The organism is Acidovorax sp. SUPP2539, from assembly GCF_030158975.1.
Taxonomy (GTDB): Bacteria; Pseudomonadota; Gammaproteobacteria; order Burkholderiales; family Burkholderiaceae_C; genus Paracidovorax.
On record NZ_BQXJ01000010.1, the window covers coordinates 1 to 24,166 of the forward strand.

The window sequence follows — 24,166 nt, forward strand, 5'->3', positions numbered from 1 at the left end:
CGTGGAGCGTTTTGCACCAAACGGCACGCCGTGCCACGTGGAGCGTTTTGCACCAAACGGCACGCCGTGCCACGTGGAGCGTTTTGCACCAAACGGCACGCCGTGCCACGTGGAGCGTTTTGCACCAGATTGCCTCAGTCAAATCCAAGATCGATCATTTCAACAGAAGGGAAGAAAAAACCATGGCAAAAAAGATGACCAGCGAGCGCCTGTTCGTGGAATTACTGCACCGTCTGGGCAAGTACAGCGATGCACTGATGCTTCATACCGCGCTGCGGGAACAAGCGGATGTCGCAGAGTGGAAGACTGCGATCACCCAGGTTTCGCAGTTCGCGCTGGACGGTCAGATCAACAAGTGGCAAGCGCAGCGCGCACTGGACCGCCTTACCCAGTTGGGCCTGATAGAAGTGCGTATCCACACCAAGACCGCAACCCATATCAAGGTGGACCGAGATGCCGTCATGGAACTGCTTCAGCAGCCCGTTTCCAACCTGCTACCCGGCATGCGCGGCAAAGACTTCGCGTTCCTGCAAGCCTGGAATGAGTCTGCCGCCGCGGCTGCGTCCGCCGTCGAGGATGCCGCGTGATGCTGCATATCGGTGTTTTTCGCCCCTGCCTGCGGTGGGCCGGCGCCATCCTCGCCTCGGCCGGCGCGGCATCCGCCATGGCCGCCACCGCCAGCCAAGCCGAGTTCAAGCTCTCGTCCTTCTTCTTCGAGGCCTCGTGCTCTGCCGATGGGCAGTTCCAAGCCCAAGACGCCTGGTTGATGTACTTCATGCCGCAACTGATCCTGGTTCTTGTCGCAGGCATGGTGATCCTTGAACTCGCGTACCACATCATCCAGCGCGCTCGCGAAGGCTGGCCCGCCAACGATTGCAAGCTCTCGTTCTGGCCCTGGCTACGACTGAACTTGCCGCCCGCCGTCGCCAGCGGTGCGCTGGCAAGCGCACCCGCATTTTCGATGCTGGCCTACTTTGCGCTCACCGGCCGCATCGATCCGGTCGATCCTGTCCTGGTCATCCTCGGCCAATGCACTTCCGCCACCTCGTTCACCCTCACTCCGGGCTGGAGCGCGTTCTTCATCGCGATGGTCGGGCTGTCTTTCCTGCTCGCATGGCTCATGACGTTTCGGGTATTCCCAGTCATGCAGAAAGCCATTCGGCGCCGCATTCGCAGGAGGATGGCTCCCGGCACACCGGCCCACCACTGAGCTACCGGCCAACCGTCCCGGTCCCGCTTTCTTCATCGACAACCCCTCTCACCCCTCAAATCAAGGAGGATCCCATGGCCAAAGCCACAAAGAAAAACGCTTCGTCGAACGCCATCGCCTCGGCCACCGTGCCCGCACCCGTCCAGAACAGCACGATCCTGGCGCCACCCCGGTCACGCCTGACTTTCTCCACCGAGCCCAATTCACCCTTCCAGGACGGCTACTCCATCTCGGGCGAGGAGTCCGTGCTGGCCGAATTCCTCGCGGGCGACATGCCTGAATCCGACCCGCTGTATGACCGCTACGTCGAACTGGAAGACCGCAAGGATCGCTTCGAGCGCATGCAAGCGGACTTCAAGACCCGCCGCGGTGCCGACCCGCTCGTCATGCCCAAGGAGTTCTTTTCCATGCTGGAGGTGGGCAATCTGGTCGATACCGATGTCGACCAGATGTCGGTCCACACCAAGGAAGCCATCCGCATGTTCATGGGGCGCACTCGCGAGCCCGGCAAGGAAGCGGCTCCCATCATCGGCGGCAAGCGGATCGCGGCAGCGCTGCGCAACCTGTGGATGCTCACGGCCAATGACAACCCCTACGCAGACTGGGCGCTCCTGCGCCACGAAGACTCCATGCAGCAGGTACAGCGGCGTCTGGCCCGCGAATCCAAGGAAGCCTTGGGCGTGCTGGAGGAGCAAAAGCGCAAAGGCCTGACCTATTCGCTGCTGCAATCCTCCCAGCCGCAAGTGCTTAACCTGGGCTTTCGCTCGCCTTATGGCTACGCAGTGTCCAGTCTCATCGTGGACTTCGACCATTACGTCCGTGTGCAAAAGACGCTCGCTCGCAAGAACCTGCGCTCCGACGATCAGACGCGCCAAGCCATCTCGGAGATCACTCGATTCATCCGCCGCGTTTTCAACGAAACCGCGCGGTTTGATCGCTGGCTCACGCGCGAGGAAGTCCGAGGTCTGTGCCGGGCGGACTTCGTACCGGAGGCGGGTGGCGATGCCAGCGTGCAAGCGGCCAAACGCCTGGAGTTCGCCACCGAGGTGTTCGGCGCGGTGCCGGCTGACGTCTTCACCACCAAGCTGCAGCCACGCCACTCGCGCCGCCGCATCCAGATCACCGCCGTGGAGCGCCAGTTGCTGCAGACGGTCGGCGCCAGATTGGCTCAGGCCGAGCAGGCCGATGGTTCTACCGTGACCGAGGGCGCTTCCGATGCTGCACAGACAGCGGAAGTGGCTCGCTGATGCCGTGGGCCGGACGCTGGGGCACGCCCGTGAATCGCGTTGCCGTGACCGCCGTCGATGATGAAAGGGCTGCGGTGATGAAAGGGCGTGTGGATGAAAGGGCTGAATGCTCCACGATGCAAGTGGAACGTGTTGTCAATTCAGTCGAGTGGGCACGCGAATCGCTGAAGGACGAGACGTGTCAGGAACGAGCTGACACAAAGGCCTTTACGGGTAAGGGCACCCGCCAGGAGCTGCGCCAACTGATTGCCGAGATCGACCGGCTGGAGCAAGCCATGCGTGAACTGGCGAGCGTTGTCCGCCAAGTCCCTGGCGCATCCATCTACCTGATGCTGCACCACAAGCGTTCCAACGGCTACACGTTCCTGCGCTGGCGCGAGCTGGGGGCCGGCAAGCGGCACCTGTCCTGGACCGATGTCCAAGCCTTGCTGCAATCGCGGGAGGCAAGTGTTCGTGCCTGGTACGGCCAAGCCTCCGAGCAGGCCCTGTCGCTCAATGCGCAGCATCTGACCGCGCGCAAGCGCATCCGTGCCCTGCGGTACATCCTCACCCGGGCGCAGCAGCCGGTGTACGCCCGCCGCATTCCCGGGTGACTTGATTCCTGGATGAATTCCAACCGCCCCAGGTCTGGTGCAGCCAGGGATCGGTCATTGAAACGCACTGTGGAGAAATTGATGCAGAACCTTTTTATCGGCAAGGGCAACTTGGCCAAGCCGCCCACGCTGGAGCGCAACATTTCGCGCAAGACCGGCGAGGAGTTCATCGTGGCCAAGATGCGGGTCATGTTCAGCCGCTATGGGCAAAACAACCATGGCGACTTCGAGCAGGTTGGCGGTTTTTGGCGCGAGGTGGAGATCTACGGCAACAAGGCCGAGGCCTGCGCGAAGTTCCTCAAGACGGGCGCGCGTGTCTTGGTGGTCGGCGAGGAGCGCGATTTCATGGCCAAAAACGAGGCCGGCGACGAGGTACAGGTCATCAAGATCGTGGCCGAGGACGTCGCGCTGCAGCTGTCGCGCATCGAGTCGATCCAGTTCACCCCATCCCGTGGGCAGCAGCAAACGCAAAACCAAGGTGGCGATCAAGGCGGTTACCAGGGCGATTACCAGAGCCAGCCGCAGGAATTCGACGACATCCCCATGTGACCCTCAGCACTCATTAACTCACCTTTCCGGGTAAACGTCGCCAATATTAGAAATTAATTCAACCGGAAATATAGGAGTCGAGTATGAGTGAAACGGTGGATGGAATTCAGAGTGTGGATTCCCTGGGTGTATTCAATGAAAAGTCCTGGCGCGAAGTATGCGAAAAAATGGCAGACCAGGCCTTCAGGGGATGTGGGCTCTCGCATCATTATTACGTCAAGCGATTCAGTGCGGAAATCGACAATGCACTGAAAACTATTCCTGCGGAGTTTCATGCACAGGCAAAAGAAACAGCGCAATATTTCGACTATGCGTCGATCGATGAAATACAGGAAACCGAGCAATCGAATGCCGATAACGGATTTTGTGCCCATGGCATAGATGACGACTGCTGTCCTTTCGGTTGTGGAGATCGCGGTGGCTGAGTTCAACAGCCAGACCATTGGCCTTGCACAACCGACCGGAGTCGACCATGAATACTGAATCAGCACGAGAACTTCAAGCCATCGATGCGCAGGGGCGTTTCGACGAGGGCGCATGGCGCAATATCTGCGCGCGCATCGCCATTGCTGCCTCCAAGGACTGCCGTCAATTCTTCGATCAATACGTCAAGGTTTTCAGCGCCGGGGTCGATGCGCTGCTTAAGACCATTCCTTCCGAGTTTCACCCAGCGGCCTTGAAAATCGCCGCACAGTGGGACTATGCCCAAACGCCCAGTGATATAGCCAGGGGTATTCGCGAACACAATCGAGCGGTTCTGGAGCGGATTCGGGCCCATGGTCTATCAGACTCATCTGATTCGAATCAGAATGCTGAGCGTTGATTAAATGATTACCGACCCAAGAACCGGGAATGGACTGACGCCCGAGGTCGAAAGCGCTCTGGCATTAGCGCCAATTTCCCTGCGCGCTCCAGACTTGCTGATCCAGGCCATCTCGGATGGCAGGCGCATTGGCCTGCAGTTGCATTACATGGCTGGAATGGGGCGCACCCTGCAGCAAGCCGGCGCCTGGTGGGTCGCAAGCCGGCGCATGTGGGCGCTGGAGCAGGCCGATCCCGAGCAGCTGGTGCATTGGCTGCGCGCGGTGTATCGCGGCCAGCATGTGGACCTAGACGATGCGTTGCCGCTCCTACGCGCTGCCGTGGCCTCTCCTGAGCCGGACTACTTCGCGCAGTTGCTCGATGTGCAGATCTTTCCGCTTGCCAAGGGCGATATGGCCCGTGGCCGGCACGCGGTGAGCTTCGCCTATGACGCGCCCTGCGTGCGGGTCGTCAAGGCGCTGCAGGGGCATTTCCATCGCCATGCAGCGGCTTGGCAGGTGCAGGGCACTGCCTTGGAGATCCTGGATGCGCTGAGCCAGTTCGCAGGTGTTGCGTCCGAGTTTGTCTTCGTCCATGAGCAGCCGGTCGTCCTGGAGGACCTGGTGGGCTCCACCTCGCAGGCCTCGCCCATCCAGGTGCCCGCTGCCCGTCCGGAATTCGGTGACAGTGGCCCGGGCGAAGCCAAGGGCGTGGCGTTCATGTCGGCCGAGCTGGATGACGGCGTGGACGTGGATATCGACGAGACCGAGCTGGCTCGCATGGCTGTGCATGCCGGGCTACGCGACTACCAGGTCGCCGGTGTCCGGCACCTGGCCTCGCAGACGGGCGCATGCCTGGGCGATGACATGGGCCTGGGCAAGAGCCGCCAGGCCGTCGTGGCCACGCGCATGGCTGCGGGGGAGGGCAGGGTGCTCATCCTGTGTCCTGCGTCGCTGCGCATCAACTGGGAGCGGGAGATCCGGGCGGTGTACCCGGATGCGATCGTGGGCATGGTCGGCGAGGACCGCATGGCCACCTTGCACGGTTGCGAGTGGATCATCGCCAACTATGAGCGCCTGGGAGGCCTGGTGCGCGAGACGGATCTGTCGTTCGCGGTGATGGCGGTGGACGAGGCCCACTACCTGAAAGAGCATCACGCTGGCCGCACGCGCAATGCCTTCATCATGGCCACGCGCATCCCGCGCCGGTATGTCATCTCGGGCACGCCGCTCTTGAACCGCGAGATCGAACTGCACACACTGCTGCGGCTCACGGGCCATCGGCTGGGGCAGATGCCGCTGAAGGACTTCCGTGGTCAGTTCACGGGCTCGCGCGAGAAGAGGGCGCTGCTCGCAGGGGCCCTCAAAGGGTGGATGCTGCGCCGGCGCAAGGACGTTCTCAAGGACCTGGGAACCAAGAGCCGCCAGGTGCGGTACATCTCGCCAGCCGAAGGTCTGAGAGCCTACAAGGCGATCCACGACGACATGACCCTGCAGGCCATGCCCAAGATCACCAAGCTGCGGCAAGCCCTGGAGGCGCTCAAGACGCCCTTCCTGATCGAGACGGTGGAAGGGCTGTCCGAGGGCGACAAGATCATCGTGTTCTGCGAGTACATGGCGACGGTGGAGGCCATGAAGGGCGCCTTCGCCGCGGCCGGCATCCAGTGCGTGACGCTGGTGGGCAGCGACTCGGCAACCAAGCGCCAAAAGGCTATCGATGCCTTCCAGAACGATCCAGCGGTCACCGTGTTCATCGGCACCACGTCCGCGGCCGGCGTGGGCATCACGCTGACAGCGGCGAACTACGTGGCTTTCGCATCGCCTCCCTGGACGCCGGCGCTCATGCGCCAGGCCGAAGACCGGGCCTACCGCCTGGGGCAGCGCCGCAACGTCATGGTCGTCGTGCCGCTGATCGCAGGCACCCTGGACGAAGGTGTCTGGAAACTGCTCGATCGCAAGCAGGAAACCGAGCGTGACGTGGTGGAGCCGGAGATGGCTGGACCAGGTGGTGCGACGGCTATGGCCGCCGGGTCACCCTGGCTGGCCGCTGCCGCGTAGGACCGCAAATACCACTTCAACGCTGAAACAGGAAAGTTCTCATGTGGTCACCGGATCACCGATGCGAGGAGTTCGAACTGGCGGCAGAAGCCTGGGAATGGCTGCATACCGAAGGGTTCGTGGCGACCTGGGACCACCTTGCATTCGAGCATCCGGATGGCCGCAAAGCCCGCCTGTTCCTGCCGCGGGGAGAGAGGGCGGATGAGACGGCATCGATCACGATTTTTGCAAGCCGGGCCAAGCGATTTGGCTTCGGTGCGGGGATTACCGCCTCAACCCGTTTGAACTACGGAGCAATCAATGAATATGAAAAATCCCTCAAAAACTTCGCCCATCAAAAATGTGGGCATGGTCAATGAAATTATTATGGGTGTCGTGCAAAGCGCGAGGATTGTCACGCCTGGATTTGTGCATTTCATCAGGTGTCTCTTCCTGATCGCGGTGGTCGCTTATACAGCTTGGCTGATCTCCAGATTTATATTCAAGTAAATTGAAAGAGATTCTGGAATGAATAATGCCGATGCAGAGGAAATCATCTACAGCAAGGTCTATCACGTCAAAGGATGCCCGCACTGTGGCGCCCAGCCAGTATTGACTGCGATCGACAACGGCTTCGCGCTCGATTGCCTGCAGCACCGCGATTTCACGGTGCGCTCAACCGAATACATCGTCCGTTGGGTTGGTTCTGACGTTCCTGATACCCCAGTGCGAGAGAGCCGAACCCCAAAAAATACCCTTGATGAATTGATCGAAAGGTGGAACGATAATGAACACTATGTCGGGCTTGGAGAGGATCAAATCATGCTGGGGTCGAGAATCTCCTTCGAAATTACCCTAAGCACCAAGTGATTGAGATCATCGACAACCAAGTTCCAGCTGTCATGCTGCGAGGAGAATTCAAAACGGCCGAGACAAAAAACTTTTAAGTATTTTCTCCCTTCGGATTTCAGCACCTCATCAACAGAGGACTTGAGAAATCTATGATGTTTGTATGCTCGCAAGAGTTTCGAAGGCACATACAGATGTACTGGCCTGCGTTGATATTTATCAAAAAAAATTAGATCAAAACCGTAACCATAGGACTCTGGCTTGGAAATTCCACCGTATGTAACCCCGCTTCCATCCGAACGACCGACCCAGTGAAAGTAATCGCGATAGGAAACATTGCCACGCCCAATAATTTTTAGTCTCAACGCCTCAAATTCAGCATGGGTAAGGGTTTGCGTCGCCTCAAGGTAGCTGTCGACAAGGCGGTCGAGATCACTGGTGCGGTTCTCGCCGGCGATATCACCATTTTTCGTATTTCCCCTTATGCTGCCCTCACCGGCAGCGCTTTCGCCATGACCTGCAATAGTCCCTGGCTGTGTCGTTATCACCGCTGCTGTGGCTCTGCTGCGCGGATCGAAGACAGTGATTAGATCGTTCACCTTCCTGCGAGCCATGCGCTGCAGTGCTTCCTCTGGCTTCTCGTCCGAGGTCGGCTTCTTCTCGTCCAATTGCACCAGCCACTGGCAATCAGGGTGATGCTCGTCCTTGCTACGGAAATATGGTGCGACGTATTTCTTATTCTCTTGGGCTGGAAATCTGTAGTTTGCGCCCACAATGGACACCAGTTCTGGCAGCTTACGGCAGGCCGGGTCGTTGCAGTAGAAGGTGAATCTCTCCGGGGGCGATTCGAGGCTGAGATATTCGCGCCTCGCTTGCGTGATGGTGATTTCCTCTCCAACCTCGACGCACCAAGCCTTAAGAATTTTCGTGATTTTCGTCGTCAATGGGAGGGTGCTCCTAAGTTGTGGTTTATGGGTGATGCGGGTTAGCTCGTGCAAGAGCCATGATCCCGCATCAATCTACCATGGGGCACTCTCCCACCCTTTGAGGTCTCCACCACACAGGTATTCCTGTTTGATCCAATGGGTAATCACGAATGACCTACCTGCGTGCTTAAAAGCCGCTTGAAAGCTGCGGATGAACGATGACATAGCGCGCACACCATCGTCGTGATGACGACTGAGTTGCGTGACCTGCGAGGCCACAGCGACAGCTGACCAATTCCCGGCGTGATCAGCTATAAGAGCAGCTGCGCTTGGTGGGGATGACGGCCGCGTTCTTCGGCGGCTACGGCGCCATTCCGCACAAAACATGTAGGCCATCCAGGTCGATGAGCGATCAAACACCTTGTTGCATCCTGGCGTCCATGCAGATTCTGGAAGCGGTTAGCATCCGCCCCCAACAAAAATGAAATCCTGGGGGGATTGAATGAGCGCAGAACTTGCGGCCACGTTCTTCAACGTCGGCTACGGACAAACCTTGGCCCAGTCCATGGACAAGAACCAGGTGGACGTCCTGGTTCTGACACAGGGGCAGTACATGAGCATCCTGCAGGACAGGGCCAGGGGCAATGCCGCCCTGGAATTCAGTCTGCGCAAGATGCTGTCCCAATCGACCTTCGGTCAGTACTGGCAGAAAGAGTTCAGTCCTAATGCCAGCGAACCTTGGGTGGGGCCGGTGGCGCAGGGCGCCAACGATGCGCTTGCCATTGCAAAAACACTGAACGCTATTGGCATGGCCGGAATCGGCACCTTCATCAAGACCACGGCGACGGGCACCTACATCATCATCAAGGGCTACTCGGCCAAGCGCAGCAGCGCCCTGCAGGGCACGCGGTATCTGGCGACAAATCCTAAGATGCTGCAACTGGGACTTGGCATGAAAAGCCTGCAGGGGATTGCCAAGGGTGGCTTCATGCTCGGTGTGGTGGTGTCCACAGGGATCGAGTTGATGGACTTCATGTTCAATGATGAGAAGACCATGTACGACTTGGTGGGCGGTATTGGTGTGGAGGCGGTCAAAGGAGGCTTGGGGGGACTGATTGCCTACTCGGCCGCTGCTGGCGTCTCTATGGTCACAACGGTGGCTGTGGCTCCATTGTTTGCGATGGCAATCACGGCTGTCTTCGCCGGCTATGTGCTCAACTCGTTGGACAACCACTACGGCATCAAAGGCAAGGTGATCGCCGCCCTAAAGATGCTTCCGGAGCATACCGCGCAAGGCATCTACTACATCGACACCAAGACCCAGTCTTGGCAGGACGATCTGCTCAATGCCGTGGCGCAGAAGAAAGTCGAACTAGGCAGGGCCATCGATCAGAGCGTGAAGGACTGGCTCTGCCGCATTGCCTGCGTGCGATATTAGACGCCACCACTTGAATACCATCAGAGCATGCACGACGCCAAAACAGTACGGAAAGCCATGTGGTGGATTACGCCGCTTTTTCTTGGAATTGCGACAAGCGGCATTCTGGCGACTCAATATGGCCTGATACCAACCTTCCGGGAAATTGCGTCGTTGGCCCCGGTCGTTCGAATTGCACCGGTTTCCCAGATGGCACCATTCATGGCATTGACATTTCTTGTGGCGCTCGTGTTGGGAGCGATGCGCGCCATACCTTGTAGCGACAAGAGCATCAAGAAGTTCGAGCGTTTTTTCATCTTCGCCCTCTTGCTGAATGTGTTTGTCATGTTGTTGATTCCGGTCACGTCTGTGGCCCAGCGCTTCTATATGCCGTTCATCGGCTACTCGATCTGCACGGACTTGAAGGACAACCCTGCAATGTGGTTCACAGACTGGGTGCGTAATCCTGATTGGTGCGTCAAGGGCAAAAGCCGGGATTGGGTAAACGAGCAGGCGAGCAAGACCACCCAGCGCATCGCTCCTCAGCCGTTGACTCACTGACCATTGCGATGCCCGCAGATCTCATGGCAGCTTTGCTACCGATGCTTACGTCTTTGAACGGGGATGCGATGCCAGGGCTTCAAGGCGGCCGCGCAGCGTAGCGGCCTCTTCCCGTGCTTGGTCGCGCTCCCCCTGCGTCGCCGTCAGTCGTTCGGCCTGGCGCAACGCCTCTGCAGCGATGGTCTTGCGCTGCTCTTGGTGGGCCTGCTCCGCGGCTTCGGCAACGGCTTGTACCTTGACCAGTTCGGTCCGCACCTGATCCCGTTCGGCCGCGGCCGCGCGAGCGGTATTCTGAGCCTCGGCCAGCGAGGTTCTGGCTTGATCGGCCACAAGGTTGGCCCGCTCCAGATCCGCACGCAGTTCATCGGCACGGCGCTCGATCTCCGTCGCCCGGCTCGTCACTCCAGCCATCTTGACAAACGAGGTCGGTTTGAATAACGTTCGCCCCGTGAACTGCCGAAAGGCAACACAGAAGCGCCTCAACTCCTGAGAGGCGCTCGAATCGACTCCCAAGGTCGATTCCGGAGTACCTTCATCCTCGTAACCCGGACAGGGAAATCATGTTTCCCTGTCCTCAGCCGCAAGGCTGTGGGTTGGGTGCGTGATTTCCTCAAGTTCATCTTTTTGGAAATCACCATGACTGCAACCACCCAAGGCAACGACTATTTCAATCTGCATACCAACGGCATCGGTTACCTCAACCGCGTCCGCTGGGTTGAAACCAAGAATGGCGGCCGCCGTGCCGACACCTTTCTGGCATGCAGCATTTCCGCCTTGCGTGGAAATGCAGACAAACCTGACTACACCTACTTCGATCTTCGGGTCAGTGGGGACGAAGCCATCGACATGGTCGAAAGACTGGGGGTCGATGTTCGGGAACAGCGCAAGGTCGTCGTGTCCTTTCGGATCGGCGACATCTACCCTCACCTGTACGAACGCGATGTGCTGGATCAGAACCGTCGCAAGACGGGTCAAAAGGAGATGGCTACCCTCATCAAGGGGCGCCTGCTTCTGATCAACAGCATCACCATCGACGGCGAGAACGTGTACCGCCGTGAGGCGGATGCACCTCAAGACGACCTGCAACCCGGTTACGACGAACCGTCGCAAGGGGAGGGGGTCGATCAAGAATGGCACGAGCCAGAGCAAGAGCAAAGGCTGGAGCAACCGGCGCCAGCGCCGGCGGCACGGCCTGCAGAGCGCTCCGCGCAGCACGCTGCCCAGCAGCCACGCCAACAACGTGGCCCAGTGAACCGCCCACCGGCTCCACCACGGCACCCACAGGTTGCCCGCCCACCCGCTGCACCTCCTCAAGGAAATGCAGCGTACAACGCGGGCTATGCAACGGGAAGGGCTGTCCGCAGGACCGTCGATTCCGCCCCTGCCTGATTCGCCATAAGCCCTCAAACCCCTGAACCTGCGTTGCAGGCAAGGGGGTTTTCTTTTTTCTTCCATCCCCTGGGGACCACCGATCCCCAGTGGGGGCAGGTGTCCCTTTTTTTCACGAAAGGCATACACCATGAATCAAACTACTACGCTCTCCAACACTGCACCCACTCGCCATGGACATTTGGCCAAAGAGTGGTGCGGCAAACGCCTGCCCCTGCAGGTTCTGCAATCACAGCGTGGCTACTACGTCGGCACCGCCGATGACGAAGGCCCTGTCTCACGTGAGTCCGAGGAATACTTTCGGACCGACGAACTCGCCCGGCAGGCCCTGCAGGACGGCAACTGGACCCAAAAGCAGGAACCCTGATGATGCAAATGCTTGACATGAACTTCACCCCCGACGAGTTGCGAGAGATCAATGACGCATTGAGCACCGCTGTACAGCGCATGCTCGACGAAGGTCAGACGCCTCAAGAGATCGAGTACCAGGCTTTGGCCATCGCGTGGTTCGCACAGCGAAAGTGCGTCGAAAAACTGCTGCCTGGTGCCGAGCCAGATTGGCTGATCGAACGCGATGAACAGGTGAAAGCTGCCGTTGCGTCTCCCAAATGTCGGAGCGAGCCTCAAACCGACGAAACGTCTATGCACTGATGCACGGAAAGTGCGAGGGCGAGTTTGACTCGCCTTCAAAAGCGCGTATGCTTTGCACCGTTTTGCGAGTGTTTACCGGTACCACTGGAATAACCGGAGCTGGTTCGCCAGCACATGAGGCACGTCAACCCCTGAAGCGTGCACGCTCTTCGGAGCTGGGGTTCCTGTCGGCATGGACCGCTGAATCGCACACCTCAAAAGTCCGCTAGTGCCCAGCCTGCCAGGTCGCAAGCCTGTCAGACATTCAAAGCCCACTGCATCCCACCTGCCTCGGCAGGTGCGGTGCTTTCTTTTCTATACCCGCCGGGACCCGTCTCCCCGCGGGTGGACGGTGGCCCGCGCACATCGCGAAAGACCACCAGCAAATGATCAGAGTTGACGACGCGACTTTGCGGATCAAGAAAATCCGCCAGAGCCGCAACGGCGCCTTTTGCATCGCGGACCTCACCACGAATTTTGGCGAATTCAAGGTAAAAGACCCGCTCCTCGACCAGTTCGAGGAAGGGGAATACAGAGCCACCGTGTGGGTCAGCGAGATCTACCTGTCGCAGTACATCTCTTTCGGCAAGGGAGTCACGGAAATCCGTGCCCGTTTGCATGACCTGCAAGTCGTCTCCCAGGACCGACTTCCCGCCGACCGCACACCCACTGAACTTGATCCACTGGACGAGCCGAAACCCGTCCAGGTCCAGGCCAAGCCCTCCGAGCCACCCAAGGAACAGGGCAGGGGAGCCGCTAAGAACGTCGACAAGCGTTGGGACGATTTCATGAAACCCCGACCTGCGCCGGCTCCAGAGTCAGTCGAAGCCGTGGACGAAGGATTGTTCGATGCGGACCTTCTCGAAGCCATTGAGCGCGCAGATCCGCTGAAGCTCGATCCCACGGTGGACCGGGCTTTGCTGCGGTCCCAGGCCGCATGGCTGCGCAAGCAAGGGTACGACTTCGATCCCAAGCTGCAGACCTGGTTCGCCAAGCGCTGATCTCCGCGACGTTTCAACAGCCCGCCCTTCAGGAGGGCTGTCCCGTGGCCGCTCTAGGAGCCCAAGGGACAGCCCTTCGCTGCTTGCAGCACGGGCTCTGCTCTCAACTGGGTGGCGGCAACCTGATGTGCCGCGGCTTTGCGGAAGAACCCATGCGTTCACCGCGCCATTACTCGGCCACCTGGACCTTCACTCGCGGTGGCCCGCCTGCGCAACACGATAGGCCCTAACGGGCCCGTCCATACCGCAGCGAGGAGGTATCCGTTCAAGACTCATTCCAAGCCAGTGGAATCCGAAAGAGGGGTTCCCCCAGCAGCCGGTACATGGCTGATGAGGGAAACCATTTCCATCCAACCGAAACGATGGTTTCAAGCAGGCGCGTTCAACTCTGAAAACGTGCCAGGGCGCGCAAGCAGTCCGAGTGCAGTCCTTTCTATCAACCCACTGCGGGCGCCAATGCCCTGCGAGGGGGTTCGCGCTCTCGGTCTTTTTACAAGGAGCAAAAGAATGGCTACCCAGTCACCTTTCATGACCCATCGTGCCAAAGTGCTTGGGCATTACAGCACCGCCTATTGGCTGCGTGATGTTGTCATGGCGTTACACAGCGGTGGCACCCATCCCGTTGGCTTATCGCGGTTGACGACCACGGATGAGGCGCACTTCACGGCGTTCAAACAAATGGTGGATCACTACCGCCGCGTCGGCGAAAACGATCCTGCATTGCATGCGCTCGTTAGCGATATCGAGGCTCGATTTGAAGAAGAACGATCGGCACAGGAGCGCAGCGACCGTCTCTATGCATGGAACGCGGAAGCACGCGGGCATCTGCGCACTTTGGGGCGTCCTTCCGATGTTGTGGATGACCGCTACGACTGGTTCGAAGAGCGTTTTGACTTGGGGCGAACACCCGTCGAAGCGGTGACGGAGTTCGCGGCACTCGAATGATCCAGTAGTCGCCCGGGCCGCGAAAGCGGGACGAGTGCAGTTCTCTTTATCAACCCATCGGGGACATCGATCCCTGCAGGGTTTCGGTCGTCCCCATCTTTTATCGGAGACGACATGTACGACACGAATCGTGGCGGAATTAACGAGCTGGCACGCCTTCACAGGGAAGCGCCTCAGTTCCCTGTTCCATTGACCAAACAAGCGCGCACGCAAGTGGCGGCGCTCCTGATGCGCCACGGCGAAGCGGTGGTGGGAAGCACACTATTGGCTGTCGCCAAAGACCGATGTTTCTCCACACCGCAGAACTGCACCGGCGTTTACATACTCGGCCTGTCGGACGATGTGTGCGCAGCGGCCAGCACAGCGGATCAGGCAGGCATTGAGGAAGCGATTCGATGGGCTGAAGCCGAACCTGTCTGGTCGTGATCGATCCCTACGGAACCCAGATGGGTTCCCCCAACAGCCGCAGTTCGGCTGATGAGGGAAACCATTTGAGTCAAACCAAAAATGGTTTCGAGCAGGCACGTTCAACTCTGAAAACGTGCCAGGGCCGCGTGAGCGATCCGAGTTCATTTCTTCATCCATCCACCCCTGCGGGACCACGGCCCGCAAGGGAACGTGCTCGCAGTTTTCTTGCAAAGGAGTAAACTTTTGAGCATGCCATCCACCATCGAACTGGGCTTGTACGAAGCGCTCACCGGCGCCGGGATTCCCCCGGACACGGCGCGCAAGGTCGAGCGGCAGTTCGAGTCAGCCATTCACGCCGGCACGGATGAGATTCGCGCAGAGATGCGCGACAAGCTCTTCACCAAAGCAGATGGTTCCGAGCTGGAAACACGTCTGCTGCGCGCCAGTGCCGAAATGGAGGTCCGCCTCCAGAGAAGCGTGGTCGATCAAACCCGCTGGATCATCACCAGCTTCTTCGGCTTTTCCGGCCTCACCATCGTGATCACGACGGCAGTCATCAAACTGCTGTAGGTCACTTCTTCTTTAAACCCGCTGGGGACTACCGTCCCCGCAGGGTTTCGGTCGTCCCCATTTTTCTTGGAGACGATCATGATTTCCCATTTTTCCCCCGTGCTTCCCCGATTGGCACAAGAGCAGCGCCAGCTATTTCACGCTGTACTGCGACAGTGGCTGACTGCAGCACCTGCACCGGAGTGCGACAAGCTGATCCTGGCGCGTGAACGCCATGCGCCAGGCCAGAGATGCTCCATGCTCACGCTGGTGCGCAGCTGCTTCATGCAACCGGCCTTGCGGGCCGACTTGCCAGAGTCACTGGTCCACCTGCTCGTGCAACGTCAATGGCTGGCTCCTGCGCAACAGCGCAGAGCCGCCTGAGCGGGAGGGCGTGCCATGTCGAACAAGCACACCGTCGTGATGGTGCATGTACCCACGGGTTCGGAAGAGGCCTTCTTCAAGGTCTATGAAGAATTCGTGAATGCGCTGCGCATCAAGAGCGAGAAACCGCCACGCAAGCTCATGGAGATGTACTTTTCCCCGCCTTCGGACGAGGACAGGTATCAGCTGGAGCAGCGTGGAGTCGAGTCCTTAAAGGTCCTGCTGCGGATCGCGCAAGGTGAGGCCAGGCACGCCCGGTACATCGCCTGCTTTCTCGCGGGTCTGTACAACGGCGACCTGTTTGCCTTCAACCTCAACGATCTGCGGTGGCTCGATGAGTCGCTATACGCGCACGTGATCGCGGTACTCCATATGGACTGCCGACTGCGCAAGCAGGATGTCCCGCACTACTTCGACAACGGCGAAGTTCTGTGGGCCACCATGATCGCTCGTTGGGGCATCAAGGACGTGCTCACGCATCGTTCACCACCTCGTAAAGGCTGAAACCCGTGGCGCCCCGGCTTGCATTCGTGCGAGCTTGGGCCCATGGCCCTTGTGCCATTTATCAACCACCCGGACGGGGCCATGCCCCACCGGGGCATCTCCGTCCCTCATTTGAAGGAGATGTGCCCATGGCATTGATGTTCTCGCGCCTGGCGCGCAATTTCGTGAAGAACGGGTACTTCCCGACCGACGATGAAACCCTCGCTCGCATTCAGCGTTTCATCACCCCTTGCGATCGGCCCATGCGACTGCTCGACCCGTGTTGCGGTGAAGGCGCCGCGCTAGCAGACCTACGCCACGGCATGCAGTTTGACAGTGGCACAGGTCCGACCATTGAGACCTTGGGTGTGGAGTTCGACCGCGAGCGTGCGTGGCACGCAAAGACCATCTTGGACCGCGTGCTGCACGCTGACATCCACGATGCGGTGATCAAACCCAGGTCCATCGGACTGCTGTACTTGAACCCACCTTATGGGTATGGCGTCAAGGACTCTGCCAACCGCAGCGATGCGGATAGCGATCGTGAAAAGGCTGAGCGCTTGGAGCGCACGTTTCTCAAGAAGACTGCCCCGTTGCTCATGCTCGGCGGCATCCTCGTGTACATCGTTCCGTTCTACGCACTCGACAACGAGATTCGCACCTACCTGGCACGCAACTTCCAGGATCTGCGGTTCTTCATGGCGCCGGAGCAAGAGTTCAAACAGTGTGTGATCTTCGGCACGAAATGCCGGCCGGGCCATCCCCGCAAGGATGTGCTGGACATGCTCGCGCAAGCCCAGGCCGGGGAACTGGCCCATCAAACATTGCCAGAGGAATGGCTCGACACGCCATACCAGGTGCCGCCGATCCAGGAGGGCAGTGAGATGGTCTTCCATGCAGTGCGCATGGATGCCGAGCAACTGGCTGACGAACTGCAAAAGCATCGCAACGGCCTGCTGTGGCCGAACTTCGAGGCTTGCTTCAATCAAGCGCGTGGCTCCCACCGCAGACCGCTGCGCGACATGACCCAATGGCATCTGGCGCTTGCGCTGGCAGCTGGCCAGGTCACGGGCTGCATCCGCTCCGCTACCGGGCGCACGTTCCTCATCAAGGGCGACACCTTCAAGAAGAAGGAGCGCATGGTCACGACCGAAGTGGACGACAAGGGCAAGGTCAGCGAGACGATCGTCATGCTGGACAAGTTCGTTCCGATCATCAACGCCATCGAGTTCACGCCGGACCACCGGCTGGGACAGGTCGTGCGGATCAGCTGACGCACGCATCTCAAAGAACCCACCAGATGGGTTCCCGCAGCGGCCGCAAAGACGGCCGTTGCGGGAAACCATTTGCACCATTCATCAATGGTTTCAGGCACGTTCAACTCTGAAAACGTGCCCGTCTGCGATCAGCAGATGGAGTTCTTGTCAAAACCAATTCATCAACCCTGTGGGGCCTACCCACAGGGGATGGCTTCATGTTTCTCCGCAAAGGAAAGAAATGTTCATCAACACCGAGTACCGCCGCATGAACGGCCACTGCGTGGCTACCAGCGAAGGACTGACCGACCAACGGGTCGCGTTGTGGCTGGAGACGCGGCTGGACTATGACGGTCGCCTCATCACCTGGCTTTGCCGGGACGATGCGGCCTACGAGCAAAGCACCTGGACCTGCCTGGCCAACACCAGGATACCGCCGTCGATGACGGAAAGCATTGCGGTCGCCTGGCAGCACGAGCGTGCCATGGCCGAGTTGCAGCGCATGGAAAACCTCCAGCCAGTGCATCCCGCACTGGCCATTGCCCGAAACGTGTATCGACAGATCGGGCTCGGGATCTATGTGCTGGTCAACCCGACCGTGCGTATGTTTTTGCGGCGTATGCGGCGCGTGCTTTTCCGGCGCGTGAGGCAAATGCACCGCGAGGCCTACAGGCCCTGATACCCGGCGCGCAGCGCCTCTTTCCTTGTCCTGGACAAGGCCAGAACCCATGCAAATGGGTTCCCACAGCGGCCGGACCCATGGCCTTTGTGGGAAACCATTTGAACCAATCACCAATGGTTTCAGGCACGTTCAACTCTGAAAACGTGCCCGCTTGGGCGATCAGCCAAGTGGAGTTCTTGTCAAAACCTTTTCATCAACCCTGTGGGGCCTCGCCCTGCAGGGGGTGGCTTCACGCCTTTTTGCAGGAGAGAACCACCATGGAAACGAAGATCTACAAGGACCGCGATGGCTGGAATGCCAAGACGGTCGTCCCCCTGGATGAACGGCGCGAGCTGATCATCCGCACATCCCGTCGCCAGATCGGTGGCGGGCTGCTGACCAGCGCTTCGTGCTGGAGCGTCAATGCTGCCGGCTACCAGACCCATGCCATGGGTTTGGGCACTGGGTGCGGAGATTTCTCCACCCGCATCGTGACCACGCAGCCGCCGCGCATCACCGAAAAAGTGGTGGCGCAGCAGCACGAGATGGCCCTGCGCCAGATCGATGCCATCCGCCAGGCAGCGCAGTTGCACTACGCGGCCCAGGTGCAAGCCGAGACGGAGGCTCCGCAGCTTGACGTCGCAGAGCCCACGCAGCCGGTTGTTCACGCACCGAGCGCCATCGCTCGCTGAACGGCCTTGTGCTGACCGGCTTCGGCCGGCGCATTCAAACCGCGGCTGCTGCCGCAGCCCTTTCATCAACCCTTGGGGAACACCGCTTCCTCAAGGGGCGGTTTCCCCATTTTTGGAGAAGTCCATGAACGCTGTGTACGAAGCGCCTCAAGCGGCGCAATGCTTGCCCCGATTCCCATTGGGATCGACCGTGATGACGCAAGGTGTGAACGCCCTGGTCGCCGGCGGTCGGCTGAACCCCTATGTGCTTTTGCGCCGGCATCTGCTGGGCGACTGGGGTGATCTCTGTGAAGACGATCGCCGACTGAACGACCAGGCTGTGCGCCTTGGCAACCGCATCCTTTCGGCCTACCAGCTCGAAGGGAACACCACCGTCTGGATCATCACCGAGTGCGACCGCAGCGTAACCACGCTGCTGTTGCCTTCGGAGTATTGAGGGCGGCGTTGCCATGCCAGAAAAGCCGCTGACCAACGTGGAACTGGTCGTCGAGATGATGGAGTACAGCCGTTACGGCGCGGTGGTGCAACTGCTCATCGTGGAGGCGATCAGAAAGTATGCCGAAGCGGTCAGCCAAGCCGATCCCGCAACCTTCGACAGCCCATTCATCAATGGAGAGGTATGGGTCGCAGTTGCTGGGGAAGTACGGCAAAAGATGCAAGCCAACTATGGCTGGGACTGATCTCCAGCTTGATGCAGCCGACTGAGGTCGGCTGAACATTTCCACCACCCGTGCGGGGCCAGGCCCTGCACGGGACTGCCTCGCGCCTTTTTCCTGAAGGAGTCAAACATGACTAACGCAGTGCCCGTATCGGGCGCCAATTTCTGCCATTTTTGCGAGTGTGAACTGGAAGCCGGGCAACTCGGTTCCTGCCCCCTATGTGCCAAGACCAGCAAGACCGGCAAGGCTCGGCTGTTCAAAGCCATCTGGGCGGCCGACGAGGTGTCGGTGGACTACTGCGAACTGGAGCAAATCAACCTGGAAGGGGGTGATCGCACGCCCTCATTCATGGTGACGGCCAGCGCACGGCGGATCGCAGTGATCGACCAGGAGATCGAGTTGACCTTCGGTGAGGACAGCAGCTTCGGCTTCTTCCTGGACATGGGTGGTGATCGCCATTTCCTCGTCGTGAACCTGATCAAGCGCGAACCGTTGACGCCTGCAGATATTGAGCGGATGGAGCACGAGTGTGGCATCGCGGCGAATGCGCAACTGACGCCAACACTTTGAAACGAAGCCACTTCGGTGGCAACTTTCTTTCAACAACCCTTGCGGGTCCAGTCCTGAAAAGGCTTGGACCCGCTTCTTTTTCAAGGAGTGAATCCATGGACAACACAGGACTCTCGCCATGCTGAGGATCGAGGAACTGGCGCAGGCCACCATCGCCAGCTGGTGCACATCCGGCCTGGCCGAATGCGTCACGGAGCTCGGCCTTCATCTGCATGAGCTACGCGGCGACAGGATCGCCTTCTCGCAAGAAATCGAGCGTGCAAGAGCGATCTATGCACGGCCATCGGACAACGACATTGAAATCGATGATGAGCCTTTCGTGGCACCAGCATCGGGTGGCGTGTGGATTGCCGCATGGCTTTGGGTGCCCGAGGCTGCATCAGCGCAGGGAGGTGACGCGCATGGCTGATTCCAACGGGCTCTACCGCATCGAGGAGTTCCCAGAGATCTTCGTGGACGCGTGCCTGAGAGACAGCGAAGGCCAATTCATGTTCCTGTCAATCTACGGCCGGGACGGCTCCATCATGCAGTTCATCGCAGCGATGGAGCTGGGTGACCAGGAGCGGGGCGTGCAGCGCTTTCACCTGGTGAACGCCGCCGGCGAGCGACATCCGGTGGACGTGGGCGGCACCGACCGCCTCACCAAGCATGCCGGCAGGTTGCCCAGGCAGAACCTGTTCGGTCCGTTGAGCCAGATGTGGGTGTTCGACAAGCGTCTGCAGCAGCCTGACCGCGCCAATCGGATCGCCTGGGTGTTGCACCAGGAGGGCGGCGCAAAAGCGTCTTTCGACGGCGGTCCTCTGACCAACGTGACGCTGCAGGATCGTGTGTGGAAGACCATCGTCGGGCTATCTCCCGTCGCATTGCTGGACCACTGGCGGCAACCCTTGCTGACCTGGTGTGAAAACAAGCGCGCCACGCAGGCCTTGGGTGACGCGATCTATCCCGCCATTGGCCCTGTACAGGCTGTTCGCGTGAGCCTGACGGATCACTTCGTCGGCTTCATCAAGGATGGCGTGAAGAACCGCACCTTGACTCTCTGATCCCGTGGCCATCCGGCCACTCACTTTGCAACCCGCGCGGGGAACTGGCCCCCCGCTGGTTCTCCGCGTTTTTTCGTTCAAGGAGAACCTCTATGCAAACCGTCAATGCCTCTCTTGCAGAAATCCCTGCAGTTCCTTCCACTCCTGCAGCTGATGCTGCCCAACCCTTGACCCAGGACGGCTTCGACAACATGGCCCTGGCCAACTTCATCGAAGAGTTTGGCGACGGGCTGCTGGCCCAGGTGCGCTCACAGAACCCGCCGATCTACGATCCGGCACGAGATGAAGGGCAGGGTGCCTGGCAAGCCCGGCAAAGCATTCTTGACTCGCTCAAGCGCAAGCCCTTCAAGGCCCAGGCCGACGCGGTTCATGCCGCCGTCAAGCTCTTAGTCGATCACGATCAACCCGCTGCCGTCATCAATGCGGAAATGGGCACAGGAAAGACCATGATGGCCATCTGCGCGGCCGCGCTGCTGCAGCGCACACATCCGCGCACGCTGGTGATCTCGCCGCCGCACCTTGTGTACAAGTGGCGGCGCGAGATCCGCGAGACGGTGCCTGACGCCAAGGTGTGGGTGCTCAATGGTCCGGACACGCTGCGAAAGCTGCTGATGCTCCGCAAATCCCTGGGCCTCAAGACCAGCCAGCCTGAGTTCTTTGTGTTGGGCCGGGTGAGGATGCGCATGGGCTTCCATTGGAAACCTGCGTTCGTCACACGGCATCAGAAGGTGCATGACCAGGTACTCGTTGTAGCAGCGTGCCCCGATTGCCTCACGCCAATCACGCGCGATGACGACGAAGGTCACCCGATGCCAATCTCCGCGGAATTGGCGATGGCCAGCCTGGGAGACCGGCGAGGCAAGTGCGATCACTGCGGAAGTTCACTGTGGACGCTGATGCGATCGGGTCGGCCGATCCAGTCGATGCACGACCTGGTGCTGGGCGCGCTCAAGCAGATGCCGACCATTGGAGAGAAAACCGCCCGCAAATTGCTGGACATCTTTGGAGAAGACGCATTGGGCGCCATGTTGGGCGACAACGTGTACGAGTTCCTGAACCTCATGGACGCCAATGGCGAGCTGGTGTTCAGTGATCGGCAGGCCACGCGCATGGAGCGCTCGCTGGCCAACTTCGAGTTCAGCATCGGCGAGGGCGGGTATCAGGCCACCGAGTTCGTAAAGCGCTATCTGCCCCGCGGCTACTTTGGCTTGCTGGTCGTGGATGAGGGCCATGAGTACAAGAACGAGGGCTCTGCACAGGGCCAGGCCATGGGAGTCCTGGCCAGCCAGTGTCGAAAGACGCTGCTGCTGACCGGCACGCTGATGGGCGGCTACGCCGACGACCTGTTCCACCTGCTGTGGCGCCTGAACCCGGCAAGCCTGATCGAGGACGGATTCAAGCCGTCCAAGAGCGGCTCGATGGGGCCCGCCGCCATGGGCTTCATGCGCGAGCACGGCATTCTGAAGGACGTGTACAAGGAGTCCAGTGGCACCTCGCACCGGACGGCCAAGGCCAAACAGATGACGGTACGCACCAGCAAGGCGCCGGGCTTTGGCCCGGTCGGCATCATGCGGTACGTGCTGCCTGTCACTGTGTTCCTCAAGTTGCGGGACATCGGCCAGAAGGTGCTGCCGCCCTACCAGGAGCAGTTCATCGAGGTGCCGATGGGCGAAGCGCAGAAGGATGCCTATGAGCGTTTGACCAGGGTCTTGGTCAGTGACCTCAAGCAGGCGCTGGCCATGAAGGACAGCACCTTGCTGGGCGTCGTGATGAACGTGCTGCTGGCCTGGCCAGACTGCTGTTTTAGGACGGAGACGGTCAAGCACCCGAGAACGCGCGCGATGCTGGCTGTTCAACCGGCGGTTTTTACCGACAGCGAACCTGCTCCAAAAGAGTTGGAGTTGCTGAGGATCTGCCAGCAAGAGAAGGCTCAGGGGCGCAGGGTGTTGGTCTATTCGGTGTATTCGGGCACCCGCGACACGACGGCGCGCTTGAAGGCGCTCCTGGAACTGCATGGCTTCAAGGTGGGCGTTCTGCGCGCCAGCGTGGATGCTGCCCGCCGTGAGGACTGGGTGGCCGACCAGGTAGAGAGGGGCATCGACGTGCTCATCTGCAATCCCGAGTTGGTGAAAACTGGCTTGGACCTGCTGGAGTTCCCGACCATCGTGTTCATGCAAAGCGGCTACAACGTCTATACCGTCCAGCAGGCGGCCCGGCGCTCCTGGCGGATTGGGCAGAAGTTGGCGGTGATGGTGATCTTTCTAGGCTACGCTGGCAGCACCCAGATGGACTGCTTGAAGCTGATGGCCAAGAAGATCGCGGTATCGCAATCGACATCGGGTGACATGCCCGACTCAGGCCTGGACGTGCTCAACGATGCGGGAGACAGCATCGAAGTCGCCCTTGCGAAGAAACTGCTGGCCGATTGACGGCCGGTTCCTGAACGCCCTGTCCCGCTTTGCGCGGCAGGGCGTTTTCATTTGTGCGCTGGGCGAGCAGCGCGTCTAACTTTCCTTGATGGCGAGGAACGGCGCCGGATATGATCGAAAAAGAGCCCACGCAGCTCCCTCTCTGCATTTATTCGCCACTACCAAATTACAGAGCCTTGCAGCCGAATCCGAGGTGTGGAGGTGGGTTCAGCTGCAATCCGATTGAATCTAAGGAAAGCAACCATGAGCTTATTTGCTGTCTTCAGCGCCTCTACAAATGGGCTTCTATGGCTTGGCCAAGCTGCAACAGTCGAGGAGGCAGTTCGCAGCTTGAATCGTGAGATGCCTATTGCAGAGACTGAGCCTTCGGAGGATGAAGACTTTATTTCCGTTGTGCCTGTGAACTCTGCTGAAGCTGCAAAGATAGAAGCACTTGAATGGGGCGCTCCTGCACCAGAGCTTGCGAACGAATTTACGGAAGTCAGTTATTCAACTGCGTTGCAGCTTGTTTCCGACCAACATTGAACTACATAGGACAGAACCAGTGTTTTGGTGAAATGTGAAATGTGAAATTAGTTGCTGTTGTCAGCATTGAGGACTCAAAAACGGATGACGCAGGATATGCGTACCCCAGATTTAGCTAGCGTTGACGAGACTTCGGGCTCTTCTCGGCCTTAGCGAACGGCGATCTTGGTCGATGCAGCTGGCCAGTAGACGACGGAATAGCCGCTTAATTATAGGCAGACATTCAAGCTATCCGTTGTCGTAATGAAGGCGCTACGTGGTGGGTGCCCAAGCACTTTTCCTAAGCTGACCGCTCACTTGATTCAACGGATTGTGCAGAAAGCATCGTGCGCTCTCCTCCTTGGGCCCTCTGC

General features: G+C 59.3%; 33 protein-coding genes. 31 read left to right on the top strand and 2 right to left on the bottom strand.

Features of this window, described 5'->3' with window-relative positions; genetic code table 11:
• The 10 genes from AVTE2539_RS24725 to AVTE2539_RS24770 form a co-directional block, all read left to right on the top strand.
• A partial coding sequence (locus AVTE2539_RS24725) for a hypothetical protein (RefSeq protein ID WP_284414768.1) occupies positions 1-587 on the top strand: 587 nt, incomplete at its 5' end.
• On the top strand, positions 584-1,210 hold the full coding sequence (locus tag AVTE2539_RS24730; RefSeq protein ID WP_284414770.1) for a hypothetical protein: 627 nt from the start codon (positions 584-586) through the stop codon (positions 1,208-1,210). The genes AVTE2539_RS24725 and AVTE2539_RS24730, both read left to right, overlap by 4 nt.
• A gap of 74 nt (positions 1,211-1,284) precedes the next feature.
• Complete coding sequence (locus AVTE2539_RS24735) at positions 1,285-2,457, top strand: PFL_4669 family integrating conjugative element protein (RefSeq protein ID WP_284414772.1); 1,173 nt, start codon at positions 1,285-1,287, stop codon at positions 2,455-2,457.
• Positions 2,458-2,501: 44 nt separating this feature from the next.
• Entirely contained in the window at positions 2,502-3,050 is a 549-nt protein-coding gene (locus tag AVTE2539_RS24740) for a hypothetical protein (RefSeq protein WP_284414774.1), read from the top strand.
• An 81-nt stretch (positions 3,051-3,131) separates the two neighbouring features.
• Complete coding sequence (locus tag AVTE2539_RS24745) at positions 3,132-3,599, top strand: single-stranded DNA-binding protein (RefSeq protein ID WP_284414776.1); 468 nt, start codon at positions 3,132-3,134, stop codon at positions 3,597-3,599.
• A gap of 83 nt (positions 3,600-3,682) precedes the next feature.
• Positions 3,683-4,024 carry a hypothetical protein gene (locus tag AVTE2539_RS24750; RefSeq protein ID WP_284414777.1) on the top strand — a complete coding sequence of 114 codons (342 nt, stop codon included), beginning with the start codon at positions 3,683-3,685 and terminating at the stop codon, positions 4,022-4,024.
• A 47-nt stretch (positions 4,025-4,071) separates the two neighbouring features.
• A complete protein-coding gene (locus tag AVTE2539_RS24755) occupies positions 4,072-4,422 on the top strand; it encodes a hypothetical protein (RefSeq protein WP_284414779.1) in 351 nt (116 codons plus the stop codon).
• A 157-nt stretch (positions 4,423-4,579) separates the two neighbouring features.
• Positions 4,580-6,457: a DEAD/DEAH box helicase gene (locus AVTE2539_RS24760; protein ID WP_284414781.1), complete on the top strand. Its 1,878-nt coding sequence runs from the start codon at positions 4,580-4,582 to the stop codon at positions 6,455-6,457.
• A gap of 41 nt (positions 6,458-6,498) precedes the next feature.
• On the top strand, positions 6,499-6,816 hold the full coding sequence (locus tag AVTE2539_RS24765; protein ID WP_284414783.1) for a hypothetical protein: 318 nt from the start codon (positions 6,499-6,501) through the stop codon (positions 6,814-6,816).
• A gap of 148 nt (positions 6,817-6,964) precedes the next feature.
• The gene (locus AVTE2539_RS24770; RefSeq protein ID WP_284414785.1) at positions 6,965-7,306 is read left to right on the top strand and encodes a hypothetical protein; all 342 of its coding nucleotides are present in this window, start codon (positions 6,965-6,967) and stop codon (positions 7,304-7,306) included.
• On the opposite strand, the gene AVTE2539_RS24775 is transcribed toward AVTE2539_RS24770, so the two are convergent.
• Positions 7,252-8,229 (bottom strand): hypothetical protein, encoded by a 978-nt coding sequence (locus tag AVTE2539_RS24775; RefSeq protein WP_284414787.1) that lies wholly within the window; start codon positions 8,227-8,229, stop codon positions 7,252-7,254. The genes AVTE2539_RS24770 and AVTE2539_RS24775 overlap by 55 nt on opposite strands.
• A gap of 484 nt (positions 8,230-8,713) precedes the next feature.
• On the opposite strand from AVTE2539_RS24775, the gene AVTE2539_RS24780 reads away from it, so the two are divergent.
• Both AVTE2539_RS24780 and AVTE2539_RS24785 read left to right on the top strand, forming a co-directional pair.
• Positions 8,714-9,649 (top strand): hypothetical protein, encoded by a 936-nt coding sequence (locus AVTE2539_RS24780; protein WP_284414789.1) that lies wholly within the window; start codon positions 8,714-8,716, stop codon positions 9,647-9,649.
• A 27-nt stretch (positions 9,650-9,676) separates the two neighbouring features.
• Entirely contained in the window at positions 9,677-10,189 is a 513-nt protein-coding gene (locus tag AVTE2539_RS24785; RefSeq protein WP_284414791.1) for a hypothetical protein, read from the top strand.
• Positions 10,190-10,234: 45 nt separating this feature from the next.
• On the opposite strand, the gene AVTE2539_RS24790 is transcribed toward AVTE2539_RS24785, so the two are convergent.
• The gene (locus AVTE2539_RS24790) at positions 10,235-10,702 is read right to left on the bottom strand and encodes a hypothetical protein (protein ID WP_284414794.1); all 468 of its coding nucleotides are present in this window, start codon (positions 10,700-10,702) and stop codon (positions 10,235-10,237) included.
• A gap of 84 nt (positions 10,703-10,786) precedes the next feature.
• On the opposite strand from AVTE2539_RS24790, the gene AVTE2539_RS24795 reads away from it, so the two are divergent.
• The 19 genes from AVTE2539_RS24795 to AVTE2539_RS24885 all read left to right on the top strand — a co-directional run bounded on the left by AVTE2539_RS24795 (position 10,787) and on the right by AVTE2539_RS24885 (position 23,813).
• Complete coding sequence (locus tag AVTE2539_RS24795) at positions 10,787-11,578, top strand: DUF3577 domain-containing protein (RefSeq protein WP_284414796.1); 792 nt, start codon at positions 10,787-10,789, stop codon at positions 11,576-11,578.
• Positions 11,579-11,708: 130 nt separating this feature from the next.
• Positions 11,709-11,945, top strand: a complete 237-nt coding sequence (locus AVTE2539_RS24800) for a hypothetical protein (RefSeq protein WP_284414798.1) — start codon at positions 11,709-11,711, stop codon at positions 11,943-11,945.
• Between the two features lie 17 nt (positions 11,946-11,962).
• A complete protein-coding gene (locus AVTE2539_RS24805) occupies positions 11,963-12,229 on the top strand; it encodes a hypothetical protein (protein WP_175537852.1) in 267 nt (88 codons plus the stop codon).
• A 365-nt stretch (positions 12,230-12,594) separates the two neighbouring features.
• Positions 12,595-13,209 (top strand): DUF3275 family protein, encoded by a 615-nt coding sequence (locus tag AVTE2539_RS24810; protein ID WP_284414802.1) that lies wholly within the window; start codon positions 12,595-12,597, stop codon positions 13,207-13,209.
• Positions 13,210-13,716: 507 nt separating this feature from the next.
• On the top strand, positions 13,717-14,154 hold the full coding sequence (locus tag AVTE2539_RS24815) for a hypothetical protein (RefSeq protein ID WP_284414804.1): 438 nt from the start codon (positions 13,717-13,719) through the stop codon (positions 14,152-14,154).
• A 114-nt stretch (positions 14,155-14,268) separates the two neighbouring features.
• The gene (locus AVTE2539_RS24820) at positions 14,269-14,580 is read left to right on the top strand and encodes a hypothetical protein (protein ID WP_284414806.1); all 312 of its coding nucleotides are present in this window, start codon (positions 14,269-14,271) and stop codon (positions 14,578-14,580) included.
• 225 nt (positions 14,581-14,805) lie between these two features.
• Entirely contained in the window at positions 14,806-15,132 is a 327-nt protein-coding gene (locus AVTE2539_RS24825) for a hypothetical protein (RefSeq protein ID WP_284414808.1), read from the top strand.
• Between the two features lie 78 nt (positions 15,133-15,210).
• Positions 15,211-15,495 (top strand): hypothetical protein, encoded by a 285-nt coding sequence (locus AVTE2539_RS24830; RefSeq protein WP_284414810.1) that lies wholly within the window; start codon positions 15,211-15,213, stop codon positions 15,493-15,495.
• Positions 15,496-15,510: 15 nt separating this feature from the next.
• Positions 15,511-15,999 (top strand): DUF7673 family protein, encoded by a 489-nt coding sequence (locus AVTE2539_RS24835; RefSeq protein ID WP_272552844.1) that lies wholly within the window; start codon positions 15,511-15,513, stop codon positions 15,997-15,999.
• Between the two features lie 128 nt (positions 16,000-16,127).
• On the top strand, positions 16,128-17,252 hold the full coding sequence (locus tag AVTE2539_RS24840) for a DUF6094 domain-containing protein (RefSeq protein ID WP_284414812.1): 1,125 nt from the start codon (positions 16,128-16,130) through the stop codon (positions 17,250-17,252).
• A gap of 223 nt (positions 17,253-17,475) precedes the next feature.
• Positions 17,476-17,913: a hypothetical protein gene (locus AVTE2539_RS24845; RefSeq protein WP_284414815.1), complete on the top strand. Its 438-nt coding sequence runs from the start codon at positions 17,476-17,478 to the stop codon at positions 17,911-17,913.
• A gap of 260 nt (positions 17,914-18,173) precedes the next feature.
• Positions 18,174-18,587: a hypothetical protein gene (locus tag AVTE2539_RS24850; protein ID WP_284414817.1), complete on the top strand. Its 414-nt coding sequence runs from the start codon at positions 18,174-18,176 to the stop codon at positions 18,585-18,587.
• Positions 18,588-18,711: 124 nt separating this feature from the next.
• Positions 18,712-19,023 (top strand): hypothetical protein, encoded by a 312-nt coding sequence (locus AVTE2539_RS24855; protein ID WP_502868980.1) that lies wholly within the window; start codon positions 18,712-18,714, stop codon positions 19,021-19,023.
• A 13-nt stretch (positions 19,024-19,036) separates the two neighbouring features.
• Entirely contained in the window at positions 19,037-19,267 is a 231-nt protein-coding gene (locus tag AVTE2539_RS24860; RefSeq protein WP_284402795.1) for a hypothetical protein, read from the top strand.
• 108 nt (positions 19,268-19,375) lie between these two features.
• Entirely contained in the window at positions 19,376-19,816 is a 441-nt protein-coding gene (locus AVTE2539_RS24865) for a hypothetical protein (protein WP_284414819.1), read from the top strand.
• A 118-nt stretch (positions 19,817-19,934) separates the two neighbouring features.
• The gene (locus AVTE2539_RS24870) at positions 19,935-20,225 is read left to right on the top strand and encodes a hypothetical protein (RefSeq protein ID WP_284414820.1); all 291 of its coding nucleotides are present in this window, start codon (positions 19,935-19,937) and stop codon (positions 20,223-20,225) included.
• A complete protein-coding gene (locus AVTE2539_RS24875; protein ID WP_284414823.1) occupies positions 20,218-20,859 on the top strand; it encodes a hypothetical protein in 642 nt (213 codons plus the stop codon). The genes AVTE2539_RS24870 and AVTE2539_RS24875 overlap by 8 nt, the downstream gene beginning before the upstream one ends.
• 92 nt (positions 20,860-20,951) lie before the next feature.
• Entirely contained in the window at positions 20,952-23,288 is a 2,337-nt protein-coding gene (locus AVTE2539_RS24880; RefSeq protein ID WP_502868981.1) for a DEAD/DEAH box helicase family protein, read from the top strand.
• Positions 23,289-23,531: 243 nt separating this feature from the next.
• On the top strand, positions 23,532-23,813 hold the full coding sequence (locus tag AVTE2539_RS24885) for a hypothetical protein (protein ID WP_284414825.1): 282 nt from the start codon (positions 23,532-23,534) through the stop codon (positions 23,811-23,813).
• The last annotated feature ends 353 nt before the right edge of the window (positions 23,814-24,166 follow it).

Coding starts and splice junctions, on each gene's coding strand:
- AVTE2539_RS24745 (WP_284414776.1), top strand. CDS start 3,132: ATGCAGAACCTTTTTATCGGCAAGGGCAACTTGGCCAAGCCGCCCACG.
- AVTE2539_RS24755 (WP_284414779.1), top strand. CDS start 4,072: ATGAATACTGAATCAGCACGAGAACTTCAAGCCATCGATGCGCAGGGG.
- AVTE2539_RS24880 (WP_502868981.1), top strand. CDS start 20,952: ATGCAAACCGTCAATGCCTCTCTTGCAGAAATCCCTGCAGTTCCTTCC.
- AVTE2539_RS24860 (WP_284402795.1), top strand. CDS start 19,037: ATGCCAGAAAAGCCGCTGACCAACGTGGAACTGGTCGTCGAGATGATG.
- AVTE2539_RS24765 (WP_284414783.1), top strand. CDS start 6,499: ATGTGGTCACCGGATCACCGATGCGAGGAGTTCGAACTGGCGGCAGAA.
- AVTE2539_RS24870 (WP_284414820.1), top strand. CDS start 19,935: ATGCTGAGGATCGAGGAACTGGCGCAGGCCACCATCGCCAGCTGGTGC.
- AVTE2539_RS24810 (WP_284414802.1), top strand. CDS start 12,595: ATGATCAGAGTTGACGACGCGACTTTGCGGATCAAGAAAATCCGCCAG.
- AVTE2539_RS24855 (WP_502868980.1), top strand. CDS start 18,712: ATGAACGCTGTGTACGAAGCGCCTCAAGCGGCGCAATGCTTGCCCCGA.
- AVTE2539_RS24875 (WP_284414823.1), top strand. CDS start 20,218: ATGGCTGATTCCAACGGGCTCTACCGCATCGAGGAGTTCCCAGAGATC.
- AVTE2539_RS24820 (WP_284414806.1), top strand. CDS start 14,269: ATGTACGACACGAATCGTGGCGGAATTAACGAGCTGGCACGCCTTCAC.
- AVTE2539_RS24760 (WP_284414781.1), top strand. CDS start 4,580: ATGGGGCGCACCCTGCAGCAAGCCGGCGCCTGGTGGGTCGCAAGCCGG.
- AVTE2539_RS24750 (WP_284414777.1), top strand. CDS start 3,683: ATGAGTGAAACGGTGGATGGAATTCAGAGTGTGGATTCCCTGGGTGTA.
- AVTE2539_RS24845 (WP_284414815.1), top strand. CDS start 17,476: ATGTTCATCAACACCGAGTACCGCCGCATGAACGGCCACTGCGTGGCT.
- AVTE2539_RS24835 (WP_272552844.1), top strand. CDS start 15,511: ATGTCGAACAAGCACACCGTCGTGATGGTGCATGTACCCACGGGTTCG.
- AVTE2539_RS24780 (WP_284414789.1), top strand. CDS start 8,714: ATGAGCGCAGAACTTGCGGCCACGTTCTTCAACGTCGGCTACGGACAA.
- AVTE2539_RS24830 (WP_284414810.1), top strand. CDS start 15,211: ATGATTTCCCATTTTTCCCCCGTGCTTCCCCGATTGGCACAAGAGCAG.
- AVTE2539_RS24815 (WP_284414804.1), top strand. CDS start 13,717: ATGGCTACCCAGTCACCTTTCATGACCCATCGTGCCAAAGTGCTTGGG.
- AVTE2539_RS24735 (WP_284414772.1), top strand. CDS start 1,285: ATGGCCAAAGCCACAAAGAAAAACGCTTCGTCGAACGCCATCGCCTCG.
- AVTE2539_RS24805 (WP_175537852.1), top strand. CDS start 11,963: ATGAACTTCACCCCCGACGAGTTGCGAGAGATCAATGACGCATTGAGC.
- AVTE2539_RS24785 (WP_284414791.1), top strand. CDS start 9,677: ATGCACGACGCCAAAACAGTACGGAAAGCCATGTGGTGGATTACGCCG.
- AVTE2539_RS24800 (WP_284414798.1), top strand. CDS start 11,709: ATGAATCAAACTACTACGCTCTCCAACACTGCACCCACTCGCCATGGA.
- AVTE2539_RS24865 (WP_284414819.1), top strand. CDS start 19,376: ATGACTAACGCAGTGCCCGTATCGGGCGCCAATTTCTGCCATTTTTGC.
- AVTE2539_RS24885 (WP_284414825.1), top strand. CDS start 23,532: ATGAGCTTATTTGCTGTCTTCAGCGCCTCTACAAATGGGCTTCTATGG.
- AVTE2539_RS24770 (WP_284414785.1), top strand. CDS start 6,965: ATGAATAATGCCGATGCAGAGGAAATCATCTACAGCAAGGTCTATCAC.
- AVTE2539_RS24840 (WP_284414812.1), top strand. CDS start 16,128: ATGGCATTGATGTTCTCGCGCCTGGCGCGCAATTTCGTGAAGAACGGG.
- AVTE2539_RS24850 (WP_284414817.1), top strand. CDS start 18,174: ATGGAAACGAAGATCTACAAGGACCGCGATGGCTGGAATGCCAAGACG.